The organism is Serratia sp. PL17, assembly GCF_017832355.1.
Classification (GTDB): domain Bacteria; phylum Pseudomonadota; class Gammaproteobacteria; order Enterobacterales; family Enterobacteriaceae; genus Serratia.
This window is the reverse complement of record NZ_JAFIBY010000001.1, coordinates 1,594,260-1,613,809: the sequence shown is the minus strand read 5'-3', so window position 1 is coordinate 1,613,809 and position 19,550 is coordinate 1,594,260. Positions and strand designations below refer to the sequence as shown.

Sequence of the window (19,550 nt, the reverse complement as noted above, 5' to 3'; positions counted from 1 at the left end):
ACAAATTGTTGGTGTAAAAAAAAAGCACAAGTTTGATAGGAAACAAGATGTTAACAACGGGCGCGATCCACTGCACCCGTTGTTAATGGGATTAAGCCCGTGTTGCTGCTTTCATTTCACTGACAAAGGTTGCCAGTCGTTTCAGCATTTCTGCCGGTTGGTCCTGGTGCTGTTCGATAATCTTAACGATTGCCGAGCCGGAAATTGCGCCAGCAGCCCCGGCTTGCAGCGCATCGCGTACCTGCGTCGGTTCAGAAATACCAAAGCCCTGCAGGGGCGGCGCGGCATGATACTCGCGCAGCTTGTTTACCAGGTGATGAAGTGGCAACTGTGCGCGGCTTTCGGTTCCGGTGACGCCTGCACGCGACAGCAGGTAGGTGTAACCTCTACCGTGTGAGGCAATTTCACGCAGCAAGTCGTCATCTGCATTTGGCGGACAGATAAAGATAGGCGCAATGCCATGGCGGGTGGCCGCAGCGCGGAAAGGGGCAGACTCTTCATAAGGCACATCGGCAATCAGCACCGAATCAACGCCTACCTCGGCACAGCGCTGGTAAAACGTATCGATACCTTTATGGAATACCAGATTGGCGTACATCAACAGACCAATAGGGATCGTTGGGTGTTTCTGACGAATAGCGGCCAACATTTCAAAACATTGGGTTGGCGTCACGCCAGAAGCAAAAGCGCGAAGTGCTGCACTTTGAATGGTTGGGCCGTCAGCCAGCGGGTCCGAAAACGGAATACCCAGCTCTAACGCGTCTGCACCGGCCTCAACCAGAGTATCAATGATCTGTAATGACAGCGCCGGGTTTGGATCACCGAGCGTCACGAACGGGACGAAAGCGCCTTCCTTATGACTTGCCAGGCGGTCGAACAGTTGCTGGTAACGTTCCATCAGATTTCTCCCCGAGCTTTCAGAATGTCGTGAACGGTAAATATGTCTTTGTCGCCACGTCCGGACAGGTTAACCACCAGTATCTGTTCTTTTTGCGGCGTTTCACGGATCATTTTCAGTGCATGCGCCAACGCGTGGGAGGACTCCAGAGCCGGAATGATACCTTCACTGCGCGAAAGCGCTTTGAATGCATCCAGGGCTTCGTCATCGGTAATCGACACGTACTCCGCACGACCAATACTGTTCAAATAAGCGTGCTGTGGCCCGACTGAAGGGAAGTCCAACCCGGCAGAAATGGAGTAGGACTCCTCAATCTGGCCTTCGGAGGTCTGCATCATCGGCGCTTTCATGCCGAAATAGATACCGACATGACCGTGTTTCAATGGTGCACCGTGTTGACCGGTTTCGATCCCCAGACCGGCAGGCTCTACGCCGATAAGACCCACGCTGGCATCATCGATAAAATCGGCAAACATACCGATAGCGTTGGAACCACCACCAACACACGCCAAGACGGCATCCGGCAGGCGGCCTTCGCGTTCCAGCATCTGTGCTTTGGTTTCTTCGCCGATCATGCGCTGGAATTCACGTACAATGGTTGGGTACGGGTGTGGGCCTGCAGCGGTACCCAACATATAGTGGGCGGTTTCGTAACTGCCAGACCAGTCGCGCAACGCTTCATTACAGGCGTCTTTCAGTGTGGAAGATCCACTGTGAACCGGGATTACCTCTGCGCCCATCAAACGCATGCGGAATACGTTGGGTGACTGACGTTCAATATCTTTGGCACCCATATAGATGCGACACTTCAGGCCGAGCAGGGCACACGCCAATGCCGAGGCCACGCCATGTTGGCCTGCACCGGTCTCGGCAATGATCTCTGTTTTGCCCATGCGTTTCGCGAGCAGTGCCTGACCCAACACCTGGTTGGTTTTGTGAGCGCCACCGTGCAGCAGATCTTCACGTTTCAAGTACAGCTTGGTTTTAGTTCCTGCGGTGAGATTCTTGCAAAGTGTTAATGCCGTAGGGCGGCCTGCGTAGTTTTTCAGCAAGTCGATAAATTCAGCCTGAAATTCCGGATCGCGCTGTGCGCTTACAAAGGCTTCTTCAAGTTGTTTTAAGGCCGGCATCAGAATCTGTGGCACATATTGGCCACCAAATTCGCCGAAGTAGGGGTTAAGCAGCGTCATTATAGTTCCCGTTATTATCCGTTAATAATGTTCAGTAAGCGCGCAACGTCTGGAAAACCGCCGTCAGACGGGCAGGATCCTTAATACCGGGTTGGCTCTCAACGCCGGAATTAAAGTCCAAACCGGCACAGCCGAGTTTGGCCGCGTCAACGCAATTGTCGGCACCCAGACCCCCTGCAAGCATGACGTTATCCAGGTTTTCACCCTGCAGCACCGACCAGTCGAAACGCTGGCCAGTCCCACCCGCACCGTTATCCAGCAGATAGCGATCGACGTGCTTCAAATCGCGCTTCGGTAAATGGTCTTTCACGCTCAGTGCTTTCCAGATTTGGCAGTCGTTCGGCAACTCGGCACGCAGGGCGGTGATATAGTTTTGATCCTCCGCCCCATGCAGTTGCACGGCTCTCAAGCCCAGACGTTCAACGGTTTGTACTACAGTCTCTACCTGCGCATCGCAGAACACGCCGACATACTTCAGCGGTGCACCGGAAATAACTTCGCGGGCACGGTTGATATCGACATAGCGGGGGGAGCGCCCGACAAAAATCAACCCGCCGTAGACGGCCCCAGCCTGGTAGGCAGCGGCGGCATCCTGGGCGCGGGTCAACCCGCAGACTTTATTGTCCCCCAAAATCACCCGGCGCACGGCGGCACGCAGATCGCTTTCAGACATCAACGCGCTGCCGATCAAGAAACCGTTGGCAAAGTGGCTTAGCTCGCGGATCTGGCCGTAATTGTTGATGCCGGACTCGCTGATCACCGTCACACCCTGTGGGACGCGTGGCGCAAGCTGGCGAGTACGATCCAGATCGATACTCAGGTCACGGAGATCGCGGTTGTTGATACCGACCACGCGCGCTTCCAGAGCAATGGCCCGCTGCAGTTCTTCTTCGCTGATCACTTCCGTCAGTACGCCCATGTTTAAGCTGTGTGCGACAGCGGCGAGCTGACGGTATTGGTCGTCGTTAAGCACTGAAAGCATCAGTAAAATAGCGTCGGCTTGATAGAAACGCGCCAGGTAGATCTGATACGGGTCGATAATAAAATCTTTGCACAATACGGGCTGTGTGACCGTCTTGCTGACTAGCGGCAGAAAATCGAAGCTACCCTGGAAGTATTTTTCATCGGTCAGAACTGAAATCGCCGAGGCGAAATCCTTGTAGACCGAAGCAATCTCGACAGGATCAAAATTTTCGCGAATCAGGCCCTTTGAAGGGGATGCCTTTTTACATTCAAGAATAAACGCCGTTCTGGTTCCCTGTAGCGCATGGTAAAAATCACGCTCGCTTGGGACGATTTCATTTTGAAAGCTGGCCAGTGGCTGTTGTTGCTGTCGTGCTGCGACCCATTGCGCTTTATCACGAACAATCTTGTTGAGCACGGTTTCCTGCATCATTTATCCTCTTGCTGCCAGTGCGGTAACGCGCTCGTAAGCTTGCCCGCTGTGAATCATGTCCAGTGCCTGCTGCGCATTTTGGCGCAGGTCTTCATGCCCGAATAACTTCAGCAGCAGCGCCACGTTAGCGGCTACCGCAGCGGCGTGAGCCGGGTCACCTTTACCTTGTAACAACCGTGCCAGAATGTCACGATTTTCTTCGGGTGAGCCGCCCAGCAGGGCTTCCAGCGGATAGCTTTGCAACCCAAAGGATTGCGGTGTTAACTGGTAGCTCTCAATTTCACCGTTGTTCAATTCGGCCACATGGGTAGTGGCATGAATCGCCACTTCATCCATTCCGCCGCCGTGTACCACGGCCGCTCGCTGGTAACCCAATACGCGCAGTGTTTCAGCTATAGGCAGCACCAATTCTGGGCTGTAAACGCCGATCAGTGCCAGCGGTGGGCGAGCTGGGTTAATCAGCGGGCCCAGCACATTGAATACCGTGCGGGTTTTCAACTGCTGGCGTACGGGCATCGCATGGCGGAAGCCGGTGTGGTACTGCGGCGCAAACAGGAAACAGACGCCCAACTCGTCCAGCGCTTTACGAGCCTCATCCGCCGGCAGATCCAGGCGAATACCAAATGCCGCCAGCAAATCTGATGAACCAGACCGGCTGGAAACGCTGCGATTGCCATGTTTGGCTACTTTGGCGCCACACGCCGCCGCTACAAAGGCGCTGGCGGTGGAGATATTAATGCTGTTAGTGCCGTCGCCCCCGGTGCCGACGATATCGGCAAACGGGTAGTCTGGACGAGGAAATGGCAGCGCATCGGCCAGCAGTGCTTTGGCTGCCCCGGCAATCTCTTCCGGGCGCTCGCCGCGAATTTTCATGCTGATCAGCGCCGCTGCCAGCTGGCTTGGTTCTAACTCACCGCGAACGATGGCGCTGAATAATTGCTGGCTTTCCTGCTGGTTCATCGATTCTGAACGGTACAATTTTTCAAGAATAGTATGCATGGTCGTTTCCCTCGTTATTTCGCCAGCGCCCAGGCCAGAGTTTGCTCAAGCAAACGCGCGCCATGGGTGGTCAGGATCGATTCTGGATGAAACTGGAAACCGCATACGCGATGCTTGTCATTACGTACTGCCATCACCATGTCGTTAAAATGGGCGTTAACCGTGAGCCCGGCTGGGATCTTGCTGCCTACCAGTGAATGGTAGCGCGCCACCGGCAATGGATTCGCCATGCCGGTAAACATGCCTTCGCCATCGTGGCTAATTGCTGACGCCTTGCCGTGCAAGATCTCACCGGCTTGGCCTACGTGGCCGCCGTAGGCTTCAACAATCGCCTGATGCCCCAGGCAGATACCAATAATAGGCAGGTGGCCGCGCAAGCGTTGTAACAGTTCAGGCATACAGCCCGCTTCAGACGGTGTACCTGGGCCCGGTGATAGCATCAGAACCGGCTGTTCTAACTGCTGCAGACGCTCAATAATCACATCGGCAGAAATCTGGTTGCGGTAAATCACCACCTGATGGCCGCTGGCGCGCAGCTGATCGACCAGGTTGTAGGTGAAGGAATCAACATTATCGAGCAGTAAGATATCGGCCATCAGAACACCTCCTTGGCCTGATGCGCACTGGCAATGGCACGCAGCACGGCACGTGCTTTATTACGGGTCTCATCGGCTTCCGCCTGAGGAATAGAGTCCAACACCACGCCAGCGCCGGCTTGCACAGTGGCAATCCCGTCTTCAACATACGCGGAGCGGATGACAATACAGGTATCCAAATCACCGGTAGCGGTGAAATAACCCACCGCACCGCCGTAGCTGCCGCGGCGGGTGCCTTCAGAGGCAGCGATCAGCTGCATGGCACGTACTTTTGGGGCGCCGCTTAACGTGCCCATGTTCATGCAGGCCTGATAGGCATGCAGCACGTCAAGGTCAGCACGCAGGGTGCCAATCACTCGAGACACCAGGTGCATGACAAAAGAATAGCGGTCTACTTTGGTCAAATCGGCCACGTAGCGGCTGCCGGCCTGGCAGATGCGCGCTAAATCGTTGCGAGCCAGGTCGACCAGCATCAAATGTTCGGCCAACTCTTTGTGGTCGGTGCGCATTTCGAGTTCGATACGGCTGTCGAGATCCAAATCCAGCGACCCATCGGCGCGACGGCCACGCGGGCGGGTACCGGCAATCGGATAGATCTCGATCTGACGGTTGTTGGCGTCGTATTTCAGTGCACTTTCAGGTGAAGCACCAAACAGGGTGAACTCGTCGTCTTGCATAAAGAACATGTACGGGCTTGGGTTATTGTCTTTCAGCGTCTGGTAGGCTGCCAGCGGGGCTGGGCAGGGCAGCGAGAAACGACGTGAAGGGACCACCTGGAAGATTTCGCCCTGACGGATGGCCTGTTGCAATTCGCTGACCACTGCGCCGTACTCTTCATCGGTCTGATTGCAACTCAGTTGCATGTCTTCGAGTTTCTGATGAGGAATGGGTTGCGGTGTCTGCTTCAATTGAGCCTGTAGCTGTTCCAAGCGTTGTTGCAGACGCTGTTCTTCTGCGGCGTCAGCAGTGAAAACACTGGCCTGCAGGCGCGCCACGCCGCGCTGGTGGTCCAGCACCAGCAGGGTTTCCGCCAGGTAGAAACAGAAATCAGGGCAACGTTGATCCTGACGCAGTGCAGGCAGGTCTTCGAAACCGGCAACCAGATCATAGGCAAACAGGCCACCGAGCATCACCGCTTCACGTTCGTCTGCGGGAGAATCGACCAGTGTGAGTAAGGCGCGCAGTGCATCAAACACCGACAGTGAACGCAGTCGTGCGTCTTCGTCCTGGATAGCATCAATCAGCGGGAAGGTCAGTTCACGGCCGTTAGGACGCACCTGAATCTGCACTTCGACGGGCAATGCTTCATCCAGCAATGGCAACATCGCGGCGCCGTTAGCCGTCAGTGCTTGCAATGTGACGGTGCGCCCCAGTGCGGTAATGCGCAAAGCGCTGTCGATCACTAACAAGCTTTGCAGGTTTTGCTTGCTGTTGATTTCTGCTGACTCTAACAGCAGGGTTGCCGGGCGCGCGCCGCACAACTGATGAAAAATGGTGGTGGGATCGCCCCGGTAACTGGCCTCCGCCTTCAGTAATTTGAGCTGTGGTTTGATGTTCGTCATGGGAGTTCCAGTTAAAATTTGTCCAAAAAAAAGCCCGCGTTACCAGCGGGCTTAGGGAATCTGCAGTGTCAGATGACAGGTATGCGTGATTACTCCGCCCGAAAAAGGGAAGTACGCCACCAACGAAGAAGAGAAGTTTGCTTAGTCATTTCTGTGCTCTCTTGTTTATCATCCAACCAGGGATATGCCCTGAACTTGTGTACTAGTTAACTGGTTCGCGAGAATAAAGTCAACCCTCTTTTCGTACAATGTTTTATCGCTAAGTGTGAATTATTTTCATTAAGCTGAAACGGCAGCGCGTCATAATAGATTTCCGTCCAACGGGCGATCGCGGGTATGATAGAAAGCCAAGCCATTGCCGGATATTTCTTTTGACAGACAGCAGCCCCCAGCCCTCCGCATTTACTCTTTACGATCTCCACAGCCATACCACCGCTTCTGACGGCTACCTTACGCCGGCGCAGTTGGTGCAACGTGCGGTTGAAATGCGGGTGGGTGTTTTGGCGATAACCGATCATGACACGACAGATGGTTTGGCCGCCGCAGCGGCAACCATTGCTGAGTTGTCCCTGCCGCTGCAGTTGGTCAATGGTGTGGAAATCTCCACGTTGTGGGAAAACCATGAGATCCATATCGTCGGTTTGGGTATTGAAACCCGGCACCCGGCGATAGTACAACTGCTGTCCGAACAGACAGAACGCCGTAACCTCCGTGCACAGGAAATAGGTGCACGATTAGCCAAAGCCCGTATCGAAGGGGCATTTGAAGGGGCGCAAAAATTAGCCGACGGCGGGGCAGTGACCCGCGGGCATTTTGCGCGTTATCTGGTGCAAATTGGTATGGCGGACAATATGGCTCAGGTATTCAAGAAATACCTGGCGAAAGGCAAAACCGGTTACGTTCCGCCACAGTGGTGTACAATAGAACAAGCCATTGATGTGATTCATCAATCCGGCGGTCAGGCAGTGATCGCGCATCCGGGCCGTTATGATCTGACGGCAAAATGGTTGAAGCGGCTGTTTGCGCATTTTGCCGCACATGGCGGTGACGCGATGGAAGTGGCCCAATGTCAGCAAGCACCGCATGAGCGTTCGCTGTTGGCAAAGTATGCGCAAGAATATCAATTACTGGCGTCGCAGGGGTCTGATTTCCATCAACCCTGCTCGTGGATCGAACTGGGCCGTAAACTGTGGTTACCCGGTGGGGTTGAACCCGTGTGGCGTGACTGGCCGCAACCGCAACTGGCTAAAGTCGATTGATTTAACGTGGGCGATGCCGCCCGCGTGCATCATTTTAGGAGCAAGTCATGAGTCAGCTTTTTTATATTCACCCAGACAACCCACAGCCACGTCTTATCAATCAGGCAGTGGATGTACTGCGTAAAGGGGGCGTGATCGTCTATCCCACGGATTCTGGTTATGCACTGGGCTGCAAGCTGGAAGAAAAGTCGGCGATGGAACGTATCTGCCGTATCCGTCAATTGGATGGTAATCATAACTTTACGCTGATGTGCCGCGATCTGTCTGAATTGTCGACTTACGCTTACGTCGACAATACCGCGTTCCGGCTGATCAAAAATAACACGCCGGGCAACTACACTTTTATCCTGAAAGCGACCAAAGAAGTTCCGCGGCGGTTGATGAACGACAAGCGCAAAACCATCGGTTTGCGCGTGCCCTCGAACCCGATTGCGCTGGCATTACTGGAAGTGCTTAACGAGCCAATGATGTCGACTACGTTGATGCTTCCGGGTAATGATTTTGCCGAGTCCGATCCGGAAGAGATCAGCGAACATTTGGGAAAACAGGTAGATCTGGTGATCCACGGTGGTTTCCTGGGCCAGCAGCCTACCACGGTGATTGACCTGACGGAGTCCGCACCGGAAGTGGTACGCGAGGGCGCCGGTGACCCAACGCCCTTCCGCTGATGCATTGCCATAATGTTTGCTCATTTTCTGAAAAGTGACTGAAACGGCGTCATTTATCGGTAAAACCGCTATCCTACAATATCAAAAATTGATAATTAGGCAGGATGCGTAGCGATGATTAAATGGGTTTCTTTATTGGCGGCGTTATTATTTTCTTCTGTGGCCAGCGCGGGGTTTTATTCCGGTAGCGCTTTGCTGTCTGAAACCAGCGGCTATGTGAAAAATAAAAGTGGGGCAGCTACCGTCGCTGAAGCTCTCGATGCGGGGATGTTTATGGGGTACGTTGCAGGCGTGTTTGATACCTTTTCTATGCAAGGTAACCGTAGTATTTGTCCGGAAGCGGGCATGAGCGTAGGCACGGCTTCGGATGCGGTTATGCAGTATTTAAATGAACATCCGGAGCAATTGCATTACTCCGCACCGTCGGTGATTATGCTGGCGTTAACCGCCGCTTACCCTTGTGCACGGCATTAACGTTGTCCGTTTAGTGCGTATTTTTTCATTAGGTGCGATGCTTTTTCTTTAGCATTATTTCCAATAGATGAAATTGATAAACGCTGTCATTTTACCGCTAACGCAAACGTCCCTTCACCGATTTGGGATATGACGTTCAGGAGAAAAAATGACAGCGTTTCGCTACGGTACCCTTTCCCTCGATTACCATGATTCCGGCTCAGGCCCGCTGACGCTGGTACTGCTGCCTGGTTGGTGTGAACCGAAAACCGTTTTTGCCCCCTTTATCGCGTTGGCTGAACAACACTTCCGTGTGATTAGCCTTGATTGGCGAGGCCATGCGCTGTCTGACCGCGATGAGCAGCTTTCGCTTGGTGCCGAGGAACTGCTGGCAGACCTTCGCCAACTGCTGCTTGAGTTGCAGGTGGGGAAATGTGTGACACTTTCGGTGGCACATGCCAGTTGGATTGCGGTTGCTCTCGCTGAGAGCTTACCTCAACAAGTGCAAGGAATGGTGTTTCTCGATTGGATAATGACGCAACCTGATCCGGCATTTTTTGATTCTGTGCAACACATGCAGCGTCCTGAACGCTGGGTAGCGGCACGTGATGCTTTGTTTAGCTTTTGGCAGGGCGGCATTGTGCACCCGCAGGTTAAACATCATTTAACCGTTGAAATGGCGAAGGAGGATTTCCGTGTATGGCAGGCTGCCGGTGTGGCGATCGAACAAGCCTATCGGCAATATCAATCGCCGCTTAACCGGTTGGATGCATTAACCTTGCACCCAGCTTGTTGCCATATTTACGCGTTGGATCGTGACGACGATTATTTGCGGCAACAACAGCGGTTTGCGGAGGTTCATTCTTTCTTTTCGGTTGTACGACTTGAGCATGCTTCTACCCATCTTGGTATCCTCGAATGTCCAGAGAGCGTATATCAGGCGGTTATCCGTTTCCTGGAGCGTAATTCCCTTCCTGTTTGAATCGAAGCGGGTTCTTACCACCTATAACTTTGGATAATCGATCAGGAAATAAAGTGGGTTTCAACACTATTGAAAGCCTGTATAATGCGCGGTTCGATCCAAGTAAATGTATTGTTACTGTTGTGGTGCCAGACGCCGCGGCGGTCATCCCCCCGACGCCTGTGAAGGCGACACTAGAGGTTGCTCAATGAGCGAGAAGTTACAGAAAGTTTTAGCGCGTGCCGGCCATGGCTCGCGTCGTGAAATCGAAACCATTATTGAAGCCGGGCGCGTTAGCGTCGACGGCAAAATTGCCAAGCTGGGTGACCGCGTTGAAGTAACCCCTTCAATGAAGATCCGCCTGGATGGCCATATTGTTGCGATTAAAGAATCTGAAGAAGAAGTTTGCCGTGTACTGGCGTATTACAAGCCGGAAGGCGAACTCTGTACCCGTAGTGATCCTGAAGGCCGTCCAACGGTATTCGATCGTCTGCCTAAGCTGCGCGGCTCACGCTGGGTAGCGGTAGGGCGTTTGGACGTCAATACCTCCGGTTTGCTGTTGTTCACCACAGACGGTGAGCTGGCAAACCGCCTGATGCACCCGAGTCGTGAAGTTGAGCGTGAATATGCAGTGCGCGTATTTGGCCAGATTGACGACGAGAAAGTGAAGCAATTGAGTAAGGGCGTTCAGTTGGAAGACGGCCCAGCCGCTTTCCGCACCATTACCTTCCAGGGTGGCGAAGGTATTAACCAGTGGTATAACGTAACCCTGACTGAAGGACGTAACCGCGAAGTGCGTCGCCTTTGGGAAGCCGTTGGTGTCCAGGTTAGCCGTTTGATCCGCGTGCGTTATGGTGATATCGATTTGCCGAAGGGCCTGCCACGTGGCGGTTGGACCGAGCTCGAACTGCCGGCGATTAACTATCTGCGTGAACTGGTTGAGTTGAAACCGGAAACCGTCAGCAAGATGCCGGTTGAGCGTGAACGCCGCCGAGTGAAGGCCAATCAGATCCGTCGTGCCGTCAAACGTCACACACAGGTTGCTGGCAGCGGTCGCCGTAGTGCGCCGGGCAGCAAACCGGGCAAACCAAGCAAGCGCAGTTAATCAGCACGCCGCAGCCCCCAGGACTGCGGCGTTTTCTATTACCAGTCAATACCCTGTTGTGCTTTGATACCCGCATCAAACGCGTGCTTCACCGGCCGCATTTCCGTAACCGTATCCGCTAACGCTAAAATATCGCGATGGCAGCCACGTCCGGTGATAATCACCGTTTGGTGCACAGGACGTTGCCGAAGCGCCTCCAGCAGTTCATCCAGCTCAAGATAGCCGTAGCTGACCATATAGGTCAGTTCGTCCAGTAGCACCAGATCCAGGCTGTTGTCGGCCAGCATGCGTTTACCCTGTTGCCATACGGCCTGACAAGCGGCGGTGTCTTCTGCTTTATTCTGCGTTTCCCAGGTAAAGCCGGTCGCCATTACCTGGAATTCAACACCATGCTGTTGCAGCAGGTTTTTTTCTCCGTTTGGCCATTCACCTTTAATGAATTGGATAACGGCGGCTTTCATACCGTGACCAACGGCCCGCGTTACTGTGCCAAATGCCGCAGTGGTTTTGCCTTTACCGTTACCGGTGAATACCAGCAGTAAACCCCGAGCGTCCTGCGCAGCAGCAATGCGGGCGTCGACCTGTTCTTTCAAACGTTGTTGCCGTTGTTGGTGACGATCTTCAGCCATGATAAAGCCCCTTTATTCGGCTGCGCCGGGTTTGCGGTTCGGTTGGGCGTCGAAGCTCATGCCGGTTTTACGACGGCTGTCATCCCCCATCAGATAGAGATAAAGCGGCATGATATCCGCCGGGGTTTTCAGCTTGCTTTTGTCTTCATTCGGGAAGGCAGATGCACGCATTTGGGTACGAGTTCCGCCAGGATTGATACAGTTTGCCCGCAAGTTGCGACTTTTGTATTCATCGGCGAATACCTGCATCATCCCTTCGGTTGCGAACTTTGAAACGGCATAAGCGCCCCAGTTTGCGCGCCCGGTACGGCCGACGCTGGAGCTGGTAAATACCAGCGAACCCGAATTGGATTTCAGCAGCAGCGGCAAGAGTGCTTGAGTGAGCATAAATGTTGCGTTGACGTTGACCTGCATGACGTCCTCCCACATCGCCATCGACAGGTCCGCCATGGGGCCGATATCGCCGAGCAGGCCTGCATTATGCAGCACGCCGTCCAGCCGCGGGACATGCGTCGCCAGTTCGTCTGCCACCTGTTTGCACTGTTCTTGGTTGGTATGCAACAGGTCAAGTGTGATGATGTAGGTTGGCGCGCTGCTGAATTTGGCAATCTCGGCCTGCACGGCTTGCAGCTTACTTTCGGTACGGCCCAGCAGCACCAATTGCGCGCCAAATCTGGCGTAGGTGAGTGCAGCTTCGCGACCAATACCGTCTCCGGCACCAGTGACTAAAATGATACGGTTTTCCAGTAAATCCTGCTTGGGTTGGTAGTGCACAATAATTCCTCGCGCCTGGGTGGCTGGTCTCCCACTTACATCGGGGAGCGGTGTGGATTGAGAGGCCATAGCAGGAGCAACGGCTCAACTGCATATATGGCCCCACAGCGAATTTGCTCATCATGTTGATGAATAATCCGTGTTATATGCCTCAAATGGATCGTATTTTCAATGATTAGGCGGCAGAATCGGCATTCTTTTGTAACAAAAATGGAACTGTGCCGCCTTGGGTAAGCCCAAATGCGCCCACATAGTAAAGAAGCAGCACAAGGAATTTTTATTTAGCCGCGACAGCCACTGCGTCGGTTGGCTAGAATGAATGAAGTCATACTAACAACCTGTTAATAAAGGCGGAATCTGTGGAGTTTATATCTGTTTATGGCCTATTTCTGGCCAAAGTCGCGACGGTAGTGATTGCCATCGCTGCGCTGGCCTTGCTGGCGGTCAGCCTGGGGCAACGTAAGAACCGACAGAAAGGGGAACTGCAGCTTACTGACCTTGGAGAGCAGTACCGCGATATGCAGCGCGACATGCGTCTGGCACGTATGGGCGAGGCGGAACAAAAGGCGTGGCTCAAGCAGTTTAAAAAGCAGACCAAAGCCGACGATAAACTGAAGAAACAGCGGGCTAAAGCAGGGGCCGTTGAAGCCGCCAAACCTTGCCTGTATGTGCTGGATTTCAAAGGCAGCATGGATGCCCATGAAGTCACCTCATTGCGCGAGGAGGTCTCGGCCGTGCTGGCGGTAGCGACACCGAAGGACGAAGTTCTGCTACGACTGGAAAGCCCGGGTGGTGTAGTGCACGGATACGGGTTGGCCTCATCGCAACTGGCGCGTTTGCGTACCGGCGGGATTCGTCTCACGGTGGCTGTAGATAAGGTCGCGGCCAGTGGCGGCTATATGATGGCATGTGTGGCGGATCGTATTGTGGCCGCACCCTTTGCAATTATCGGTTCAATCGGCGTTGTGGCGCAGATCCCTAACTTCCACCGCTTGTTGAAAAAGAATGATATTGATGTTGAATTGCACACCGCCGGCGAGTTCAAACGCACGCTGACGTTGTTTGGCGAAAATACGGAGCAGGGGCGTGAGAAGTTCCGTGAAGATCTGAACGAAACTCATGTGCTGTTTAAAGAGTTCGTTCACCAGCAGCGCCCATCACTGGATATTGACAGCGTAGCGACCGGTGAGCATTGGTTCGGTACGCAAGCGAAAGAGAAGGGACTCATCGACGCGATTGGTACCAGTGACGATTTGCTGATTGCTGAAATGGAAAACCATGAGGTGATCGGGGTGCGTTATGCACGCCGTAAACGCATGATGGACCGTTTTACCGGCAGCGCGGCGGAAAGTGTCGACCGTCTGTTATTGCGCTGGTGGCAACGGGGCGAAAAGCCGTTGCTTTAAGCGAAACGATTAAAACCGCAGGGGGCTTAAAGCCCCCTTTTTTATGACTAATCGACCAGATGATATTTATCAGAGAACACGTGGGCCAAGTGTTTAAACATATTAAATACGGCGGTAGTTTTTGCCGTTGGCAATCCATCTTGGTCCAAAAAGAATTCACCACGGAAAACTAAAACGCTGCCTTTTTGTTCAACCTCAGTGGCAATCATGCCATGCATATAATCATCATGGTGACGAATAAGATTATTTGCTTCTTGCAGTAAGGTTTCGCGATCAATGGGTGAGGTATTAGTGCGCATTTATTACACTCCAATCATAAATTCTGGACATATTCTAACGCCAGTTCGCATTTATCCGCAAACAGACTAAGGTTTATTTGCCGTCTGGATGTCTAGCGGTATCTGTCGATTGGCGAAATCTGCCTTTCCGTGCTAATTAGGTTGCGTGACGCTTTTTATCAGGTACAGTGTGGGATTTTGCGGCGTCAGGTGGAAGGTTTTGTTTACGCCATGAATGAGTCTCACACAGCCATACTTCTGGGGCATGGGTGAATTGCAGGCAGGATCAACAACTTGCGTTCAGGTTGAGCAGTTAAGCAACCAATAGAAAAAAACATGTTGATCTCTTGCCAGACTGCCGCAATATAAAAAAGAGATATGAACCGCTGCGGCACGGCGAGATAAAAGACTTCTTTTTAGAAGAAATAAAATTAGGTAAAGGTAAATATGGGTAAAGCTCTCGTAATAGTTGAGTCCCCGGCAAAAGCCAAAACTATTAATAAATATTTAGGTAATGACTACGTGGTGAAGTCCAGCGTCGGTCATATCCGTGATTTGCCGACCAGTGGCTCAGCCAGCAAAAAGAGCGCTGACTCAACCGAAGACAAAGCCAAGAAGAAAGTTAAAGTTAAAAAGGATGAGAAGGCGGCGCTGGTAAATCGTATGGGCGTCGATCCTTACCATGGTTGGGCTGCGCAATACGAAATCCTGCCGGGTAAAGAAAAAGTTGTCGCCGAGTTAAAGTCGTTAGCGGAAAACGCCGACCACATTTATCTCGCAACGGACCTTGACCGCGAAGGGGAAGCCATTGCCTGGCACCTGCGGGAAGTTATCGGGGGTGACGACAAACGCTTTAGCCGGGTGGTATTTAACGAAATCACCAAGAACGCGATCCAAAACGCGTTCAAACAGCCGGGTGAGCTGAATATTGACCGTGTTAACGCACAGCAGGCGCGCCGCTTTATGGACCGCGTTGTGGGTTATATGGTTTCGCCACTGCTGTGGAAAAAAATTGCCCGTGGCCTGTCTGCCGGGCGAGTGCAATCCGTTGCTGTTCGGTTGGTGGTGGAGCGTGAGCGCGACATCAAAGCCTTCGTACCGGAAGAGTACTGGGAACTGCACGCAGATCTGTTAGCGAAGGGTGACACCACGTTGCAGATGGAAGTGACGCATGCCCACGACAAACCGTTCAAGCCGGTTAATCGTGAGCAGACACATGCAGCACTTAAACTGCTGGAAAAAGCCCGCTACACCGTTCTGGATCGCGAAGATAAGCCGACCAGCAGCAAACCGGGTGCACCTTACATTACGTCAACGTTGCAGCAAGCGGCCAGTACCCGTTTGAGCTTTGGCGTGAAGAAAACCATGATGATGGCCCAGCGCCTGTATGAAGCAGGTCACATCACCTATATGCGTACCGACTCCACCAACCTGAGCCAGGATGCGCTCAACATGGTGCGTGGTTATATCGGTGATAACTTCGGCGACAAATACTTGCCGAAGGCACCGAACCAGTACAGCAGTAAAGAAAACTCGCAGGAAGCGCATGAGGCCATCCGTCCGTCGGATGTCAATGTGCTGGCTGAACAGTTGAAAGATATGGAAGCGGATGCGCAAAAGCTGTATCAGCTGATTTGGCGGCAGTTTGTGGCCTGTCAGATGACGCCAGCGCAGTACGATTCCACCACGCTGTCGGTAAAAGCCGGTGATTTCCAGCTGCGCGCCAAGGGCCGTACGTTGCGTTTCGACGGTTGGACCAAAGTGATGCCTGCTCTGCGTAAGGGTGATGAAGATCGTACCTTGCCGTTTGTTGAGGTAGGCAGCGAACTTGAACTGCAAAAACTGATCCCAAGCCAGCACTTCACCAAGCCGCCAGCGCGTTACAGCGAAGCGTCATTGGTAAAAGAGTTGGAAAAACGGGGTATCGGTCGTCCATCGACCTACGCGTCAATCATTTCAACCATTCAGGATCGTGGCTATGTGCGTGTTGAAAACCGCCGTTTCTACGCAGAAAAAATGGGCGAGATCGTGACTGACCGTCTGGAAGAAAACTTCCGCGAGCTGATGAACTATGACTTCACCGCCCGCATGGAAGACGGCCTGGATCAGGTAGCGAATAACCACGCAGAATGGAAAGCGGTACTGGATGAGTTCTTTGCCGAGTTCAGCGAGCAGCTAGACACGGCAGAAAAAGATCCTGAAGAAGGCGGCATGCGCCCGAATCAGATGGTAATGACCAGTATTGACTGCCCAACCTGTGGCCGTCAGATGGGTATTCGCACGGCAAGTACGGGCGTGTTCCTGGGGTGTTCTGGTTATGCGTTGCCGCCGAAAGAACGCTGTAAGACCACCATTAACCTGGTGCCGGAAACTGAAGTACTGAACATTCTTGAAGGGGATGACGCGGAAACCAACGCGTTGCGTGCCCGCCATCGTTGCCAGAAATGCGGCACGGCAATGGACAGCTACCTGATCGATAACCAGCGTAAATTGCATGTGTGCGGTAACAACCCGGCGTGTGATGGTTATGAGATCGAAGAGGGCGAGTTCCGCCTGAAAGGGTATGATGGTCCGGTCGTTGAGTGCGATAAATGTGGCTCTGAAATGCACTTGAAAATGGGGCGTTTTGGTAAGTACATGGGTTGTACCAACGAGACATGCAAAAATACGCGCAAGATCCTGCGTAACGGCGACGTAGCACCACCCAAGGAAGATCCGGTTCCATTACCGGAGCTGCCATGCGAAAAGTCGGATGCTTACTTTGTTCTGCGTGACGGTGCGGCCGGCGTCTTCCTGGCTGCCAACACGTTCCCTAAATCGCGCGAAACCCGTGCGCCGTTGGTCGAAGAGTTGGCCCGCTTCAAGGATCGCTTGCCTGAAAAATTGCGTTATCTGGCCGATGCGCCCGTAGCGGATGCCGAAGGCAACAAGACTATGGTGCGCTTTAGCCGTAAGACCAAGCAACAGTATGTCTCTTCTGAGAAAGACGGAAAAGCCACTGGCTGGTCTGCTTTCTACATAGATGGCAAATGGGTTGAAGGTAAAAAGTAAACTTGCAGCCTGAATGCAATATAAAAACCAGCCCCTGTGGCTGGTTTTTTTTATTGGCTAAAGCTGAGAACGGATCTATCCTTTGCTGTTTTTTCCCTCCTGGGCCGGGGATTTCATATTGATCGCAATGCAAAATAATCGTTACCAGAGTGTGACGCGGATCTATACTTGAAGCTGTGGCATGATATAATGGTTATATAAAAAGTTTTTTTATGATTAAAGCTTATTAATAACGGCGGTTTATTCATCACTTGGATGAGGCACTGTGTTTAAGGCTTGTTACTTTTCAGCATACCGGGGCGACACCGATATACCTGGCTGCGGCTCAACGCAGTGTTTAACCTAGGATGGTATAAGATATGAAATTGCAGCAGCTTCGTTACATCGTGGAAGTGGTTAACCACAACCTGAATGTCTCCTCGACGGCAGAAGGGCTTTATACCTCGCAACCCGGTATCAGCAAGCAGGTGCGGATGCTGGAAGATGAACTGGGCATTCAGATTTTCGCGCGTAGCGGAAAACATCTGACTCAGGTGACGCCAGCAGGCCTGGAAATCATCCGTATTGCACGTGAAGTGTTGTCCAAGGTGGATGCGATTAAAGCCGTCGCCGGCGAGCATACCTACCCGGATAAAGGCTCATTGTACGTTGCGACCACGCATACCCAAGCGCGGTATGCATTGCCTAACGTGATCAAAGGCTTTATTGAACGCTATCCGCGTGTTTCGTTGCATATGCACCAGGGGTCGCCGACGCAAATTGCGGAAGCGGTCTCCAAAGGCACCGCAGACTTTGCCATTGCCACAGAAGCGCTGCATCTTTACGACGATTTAATTATGCTGCCGTGCTACCACTGGAACCGCGCGGTAGTCGTGAAACCCGATCATCCATTAGCGGGCAAAGGCCATATCACCATTGAAGAACTGGCTGCTTACCCGATTGTCACTTATACCTTCGGTTTCACGGGGCGCTCTGAGCTGGATACCGCGTTTAACCGTGCTGGCCTGACGCCACGTATCGTATTCACGGCGACTGACGCCGACGTGATTAAAACCTATGTCCGCCTTGGGCTGGGTGTTGGTGTTATCGCCAGCATGGCAGTTGACCCGGTACAAGATCCTGATCTGGTGACAGTGGATGCGCGCGATATCTTCACCTTCAGTACCACGAAGATTGGCTTCCGCCGGAGTACCTTCCTGCGTAGCTATATGTACGATTTCATCCAGCGTTTTGCGCCACATCTGACGCGTGACGTGGTCGATAATGCAGTTGCGCTACGCTCGAATGAAGAGATCGAAGCGATGTTCAAAGACATCAAGCTGCCGGAAAAGTAAGCCGTTGGGTTAATCACGGGTAATCTGAGAGGGGCCCCCCTCTCAGTGTTACATTCTGCTCTTCGTTCTATGCAGCTTGTTTATCATTCTCTCATTCACTTCTCACGCGTACTGAGCGGTTTTTACCTCTTCTCTTCATCACCCATCGCTAATGTGTCAGGTAGCGGATGTTGCCAGTTTCTGTTGCACGCTACGCAGGGTACGTCGCCTTATCCAACCGCTGGCCGGGCGAATGGCTGCCCAATAGCAGGCGAACCGTGCTTTTACCTGGGGTGTCGGGCACCAGACGAAGGTTTCGGTGCTAAGCGTTGCCAAACCTGCACTGTCCTGAGTGACACTAAAGCGTAATACCAGTTTGGCTGCATCAGGCGCAGTAAAACGGTGAAATTCTTCCGCGGTTTCCAGTTTTTTCACGTCTAACATTGGGCGCCAAAAACGGCCGGTCAACCCCAGTGAAACCTCATGACTGCCATGATGCAGCAAGGTAAAGGTATCGAAACCAAACGCAGCCGGCTGTTCTGTTTTCTTTATTCTGGTGAGCGACTGCCAGAATTTACCGGGTAACTGACGAAGCATCAGCAAACGACGGATGATGGGATCTTCTGTCATATCCAGGGAAAGTACGGCTTGGATAATAGCTTCAGGGGATGCATGGATAGGTTCTGATTGGTGCTGTTCATAAAAGCTGAAAGCGGGAAGATACGGCGAAGCACCTTTCCATTGTTGACACTCCCGTTCACTGACGAACCCGAAAAATGCCACTTACCCCTCCTTAGTTTTAATCTGTTGCCCAGTCATGATTGTATTTTTCATGCCCACATTTATCTGTTGTTTATCTCTGACAAGGTGGCAGAGCGATATTGTTTCACCTGATAAATGAATAACATAGCAGGTTGCCCATACTGTAGCCCGTGTTTTGTCAGGCCGCTGCATCGGGCATCTGTCTTTCTTTCGCGCGAGTGGAAAGGGAGCGTAACAGATTGCGCTTGAT

Annotated in this window: 16 protein-coding genes, 1 pseudogene and 1 other annotated feature; of the genes and pseudogenes, 8 read left to right on the top strand and 9 right to left on the bottom strand. The window is 52.7% G+C overall.

What is annotated here, in order from left to right; genetic code table 11:
• Positions 1-91: 91 nt before the first annotated feature.
• The 5 genes and pseudogenes from trpA to JOE25_RS07695 form a co-directional block, all read right to left on the bottom strand.
• Complete coding sequence (trpA, locus tag JOE25_RS07720; RefSeq protein WP_209633843.1) at positions 92-898, bottom strand: tryptophan synthase subunit alpha; 807 nt, start codon at positions 896-898, stop codon at positions 92-94.
• Entirely contained in the window at positions 898-2,088 is a 1,191-nt protein-coding gene (trpB, locus tag JOE25_RS07715; protein WP_006321162.1) for a tryptophan synthase subunit beta, read from the bottom strand. Before trpB ends, trpA begins: the two co-directional genes overlap by 1 nt.
• A 31-nt stretch (positions 2,089-2,119) precedes the next feature.
• Positions 2,120-3,481, bottom strand: a complete 1,362-nt coding sequence (trpCF, locus tag JOE25_RS07710) for a bifunctional indole-3-glycerol-phosphate synthase TrpC/phosphoribosylanthranilate isomerase TrpF (RefSeq protein WP_209634225.1) — start codon at positions 3,479-3,481, stop codon at positions 2,120-2,122.
• Positions 3,482-3,484: 3 nt separating this feature from the next.
• Positions 3,485-5,079 (bottom strand): annotated as a pseudogene (gene trpD / locus JOE25_RS26565) (bifunctional anthranilate synthase glutamate amidotransferase component TrpG/anthranilate phosphoribosyltransferase TrpD).
• Positions 5,079-6,641: an anthranilate synthase component 1 gene (locus JOE25_RS07695; RefSeq protein WP_209633838.1), complete on the bottom strand. Its 1,563-nt coding sequence runs from the start codon at positions 6,639-6,641 to the stop codon at positions 5,079-5,081. The pseudogene trpD and the gene JOE25_RS07695 overlap by 1 nt, the downstream one beginning before the upstream one ends.
• Positions 6,642-6,665: 24 nt before the next feature.
• Positions 6,666-6,769, bottom strand: a sequence feature (Trp leader region).
• A 243-nt stretch (positions 6,770-7,012) separates the two neighbouring features.
• Between JOE25_RS07695 and JOE25_RS07690 the strand changes: the two genes are divergently transcribed.
• From JOE25_RS07690 to rluB, 5 genes are all read left to right on the top strand, one after another.
• Positions 7,013-7,900: a PHP domain-containing protein gene (locus JOE25_RS07690; RefSeq protein ID WP_209633836.1), complete on the top strand. Its 888-nt coding sequence runs from the start codon at positions 7,013-7,015 to the stop codon at positions 7,898-7,900.
• A gap of 47 nt (positions 7,901-7,947) precedes the next feature.
• On the top strand, positions 7,948-8,568 hold the full coding sequence (locus JOE25_RS07685) for an L-threonylcarbamoyladenylate synthase (protein ID WP_209633835.1): 621 nt from the start codon (positions 7,948-7,950) through the stop codon (positions 8,566-8,568).
• 114 nt (positions 8,569-8,682) lie between these two features.
• Positions 8,683-9,042 (top strand): Rap1a/Tai family immunity protein, encoded by a 360-nt coding sequence (locus JOE25_RS07680; RefSeq protein ID WP_209633832.1) that lies wholly within the window; start codon positions 8,683-8,685, stop codon positions 9,040-9,042.
• A gap of 148 nt (positions 9,043-9,190) precedes the next feature.
• The gene (locus tag JOE25_RS07675; protein WP_209633830.1) at positions 9,191-10,003 is read left to right on the top strand and encodes an alpha/beta hydrolase; all 813 of its coding nucleotides are present in this window, start codon (positions 9,191-9,193) and stop codon (positions 10,001-10,003) included.
• A 187-nt stretch (positions 10,004-10,190) separates the two neighbouring features.
• The gene (rluB, locus tag JOE25_RS07670) at positions 10,191-11,087 is read left to right on the top strand and encodes a 23S rRNA pseudouridine(2605) synthase RluB (protein ID WP_209633828.1); all 897 of its coding nucleotides are present in this window, start codon (positions 10,191-10,193) and stop codon (positions 11,085-11,087) included.
• 38 nt (positions 11,088-11,125) lie between these two features.
• Here rluB and cobO read toward each other — a convergent pair whose 3' ends face one another.
• Both cobO and JOE25_RS07660 read right to left on the bottom strand, forming a co-directional pair.
• Positions 11,126-11,716 carry a cob(I)yrinic acid a,c-diamide adenosyltransferase gene (gene cobO / locus JOE25_RS07665; RefSeq protein WP_209633826.1) on the bottom strand — a complete coding sequence of 197 codons (591 nt, stop codon included), beginning with the start codon at positions 11,714-11,716 and terminating at the stop codon, positions 11,126-11,128.
• A gap of 12 nt (positions 11,717-11,728) precedes the next feature.
• A complete protein-coding gene (locus tag JOE25_RS07660; protein ID WP_209633824.1) occupies positions 11,729-12,490 on the bottom strand; it encodes a YciK family oxidoreductase in 762 nt (253 codons plus the stop codon).
• 359 nt (positions 12,491-12,849) lie between these two features.
• Between JOE25_RS07660 and sohB the strand changes: the two genes are divergently transcribed.
• A complete protein-coding gene (gene sohB, locus JOE25_RS07655) occupies positions 12,850-13,896 on the top strand; it encodes a protease SohB (protein WP_209633822.1) in 1,047 nt (348 codons plus the stop codon).
• Between the two features lie 47 nt (positions 13,897-13,943).
• On the opposite strand, the gene JOE25_RS07650 is transcribed toward sohB, so the two are convergent.
• Positions 13,944-14,195 carry a YciN family protein gene (locus JOE25_RS07650; protein ID WP_037415813.1) on the bottom strand — a complete coding sequence of 84 codons (252 nt, stop codon included), beginning with the start codon at positions 14,193-14,195 and terminating at the stop codon, positions 13,944-13,946.
• A gap of 426 nt (positions 14,196-14,621) precedes the next feature.
• Here JOE25_RS07650 and topA point away from each other — a divergent pair, with 426 nt between their 5' ends.
• Both topA and cysB read left to right on the top strand, forming a co-directional pair.
• A complete protein-coding gene (gene topA, locus JOE25_RS07645) occupies positions 14,622-17,225 on the top strand; it encodes a type I DNA topoisomerase (RefSeq protein WP_209633820.1) in 2,604 nt (867 codons plus the stop codon).
• A gap of 359 nt (positions 17,226-17,584) precedes the next feature.
• Positions 17,585-18,559 (top strand): HTH-type transcriptional regulator CysB, encoded by a 975-nt coding sequence (cysB, locus tag JOE25_RS07640; protein ID WP_209633818.1) that lies wholly within the window; start codon positions 17,585-17,587, stop codon positions 18,557-18,559.
• Between the two features lie 156 nt (positions 18,560-18,715).
• Here the strand turns inward: cysB and JOE25_RS07635 are convergent, their stop codons facing one another.
• Positions 18,716-19,321, bottom strand: a complete 606-nt coding sequence (locus JOE25_RS07635; protein ID WP_209633815.1) for a hypothetical protein — start codon at positions 19,319-19,321, stop codon at positions 18,716-18,718.
• Between the last annotated feature and the right edge of the window lie 229 nt (positions 19,322-19,550).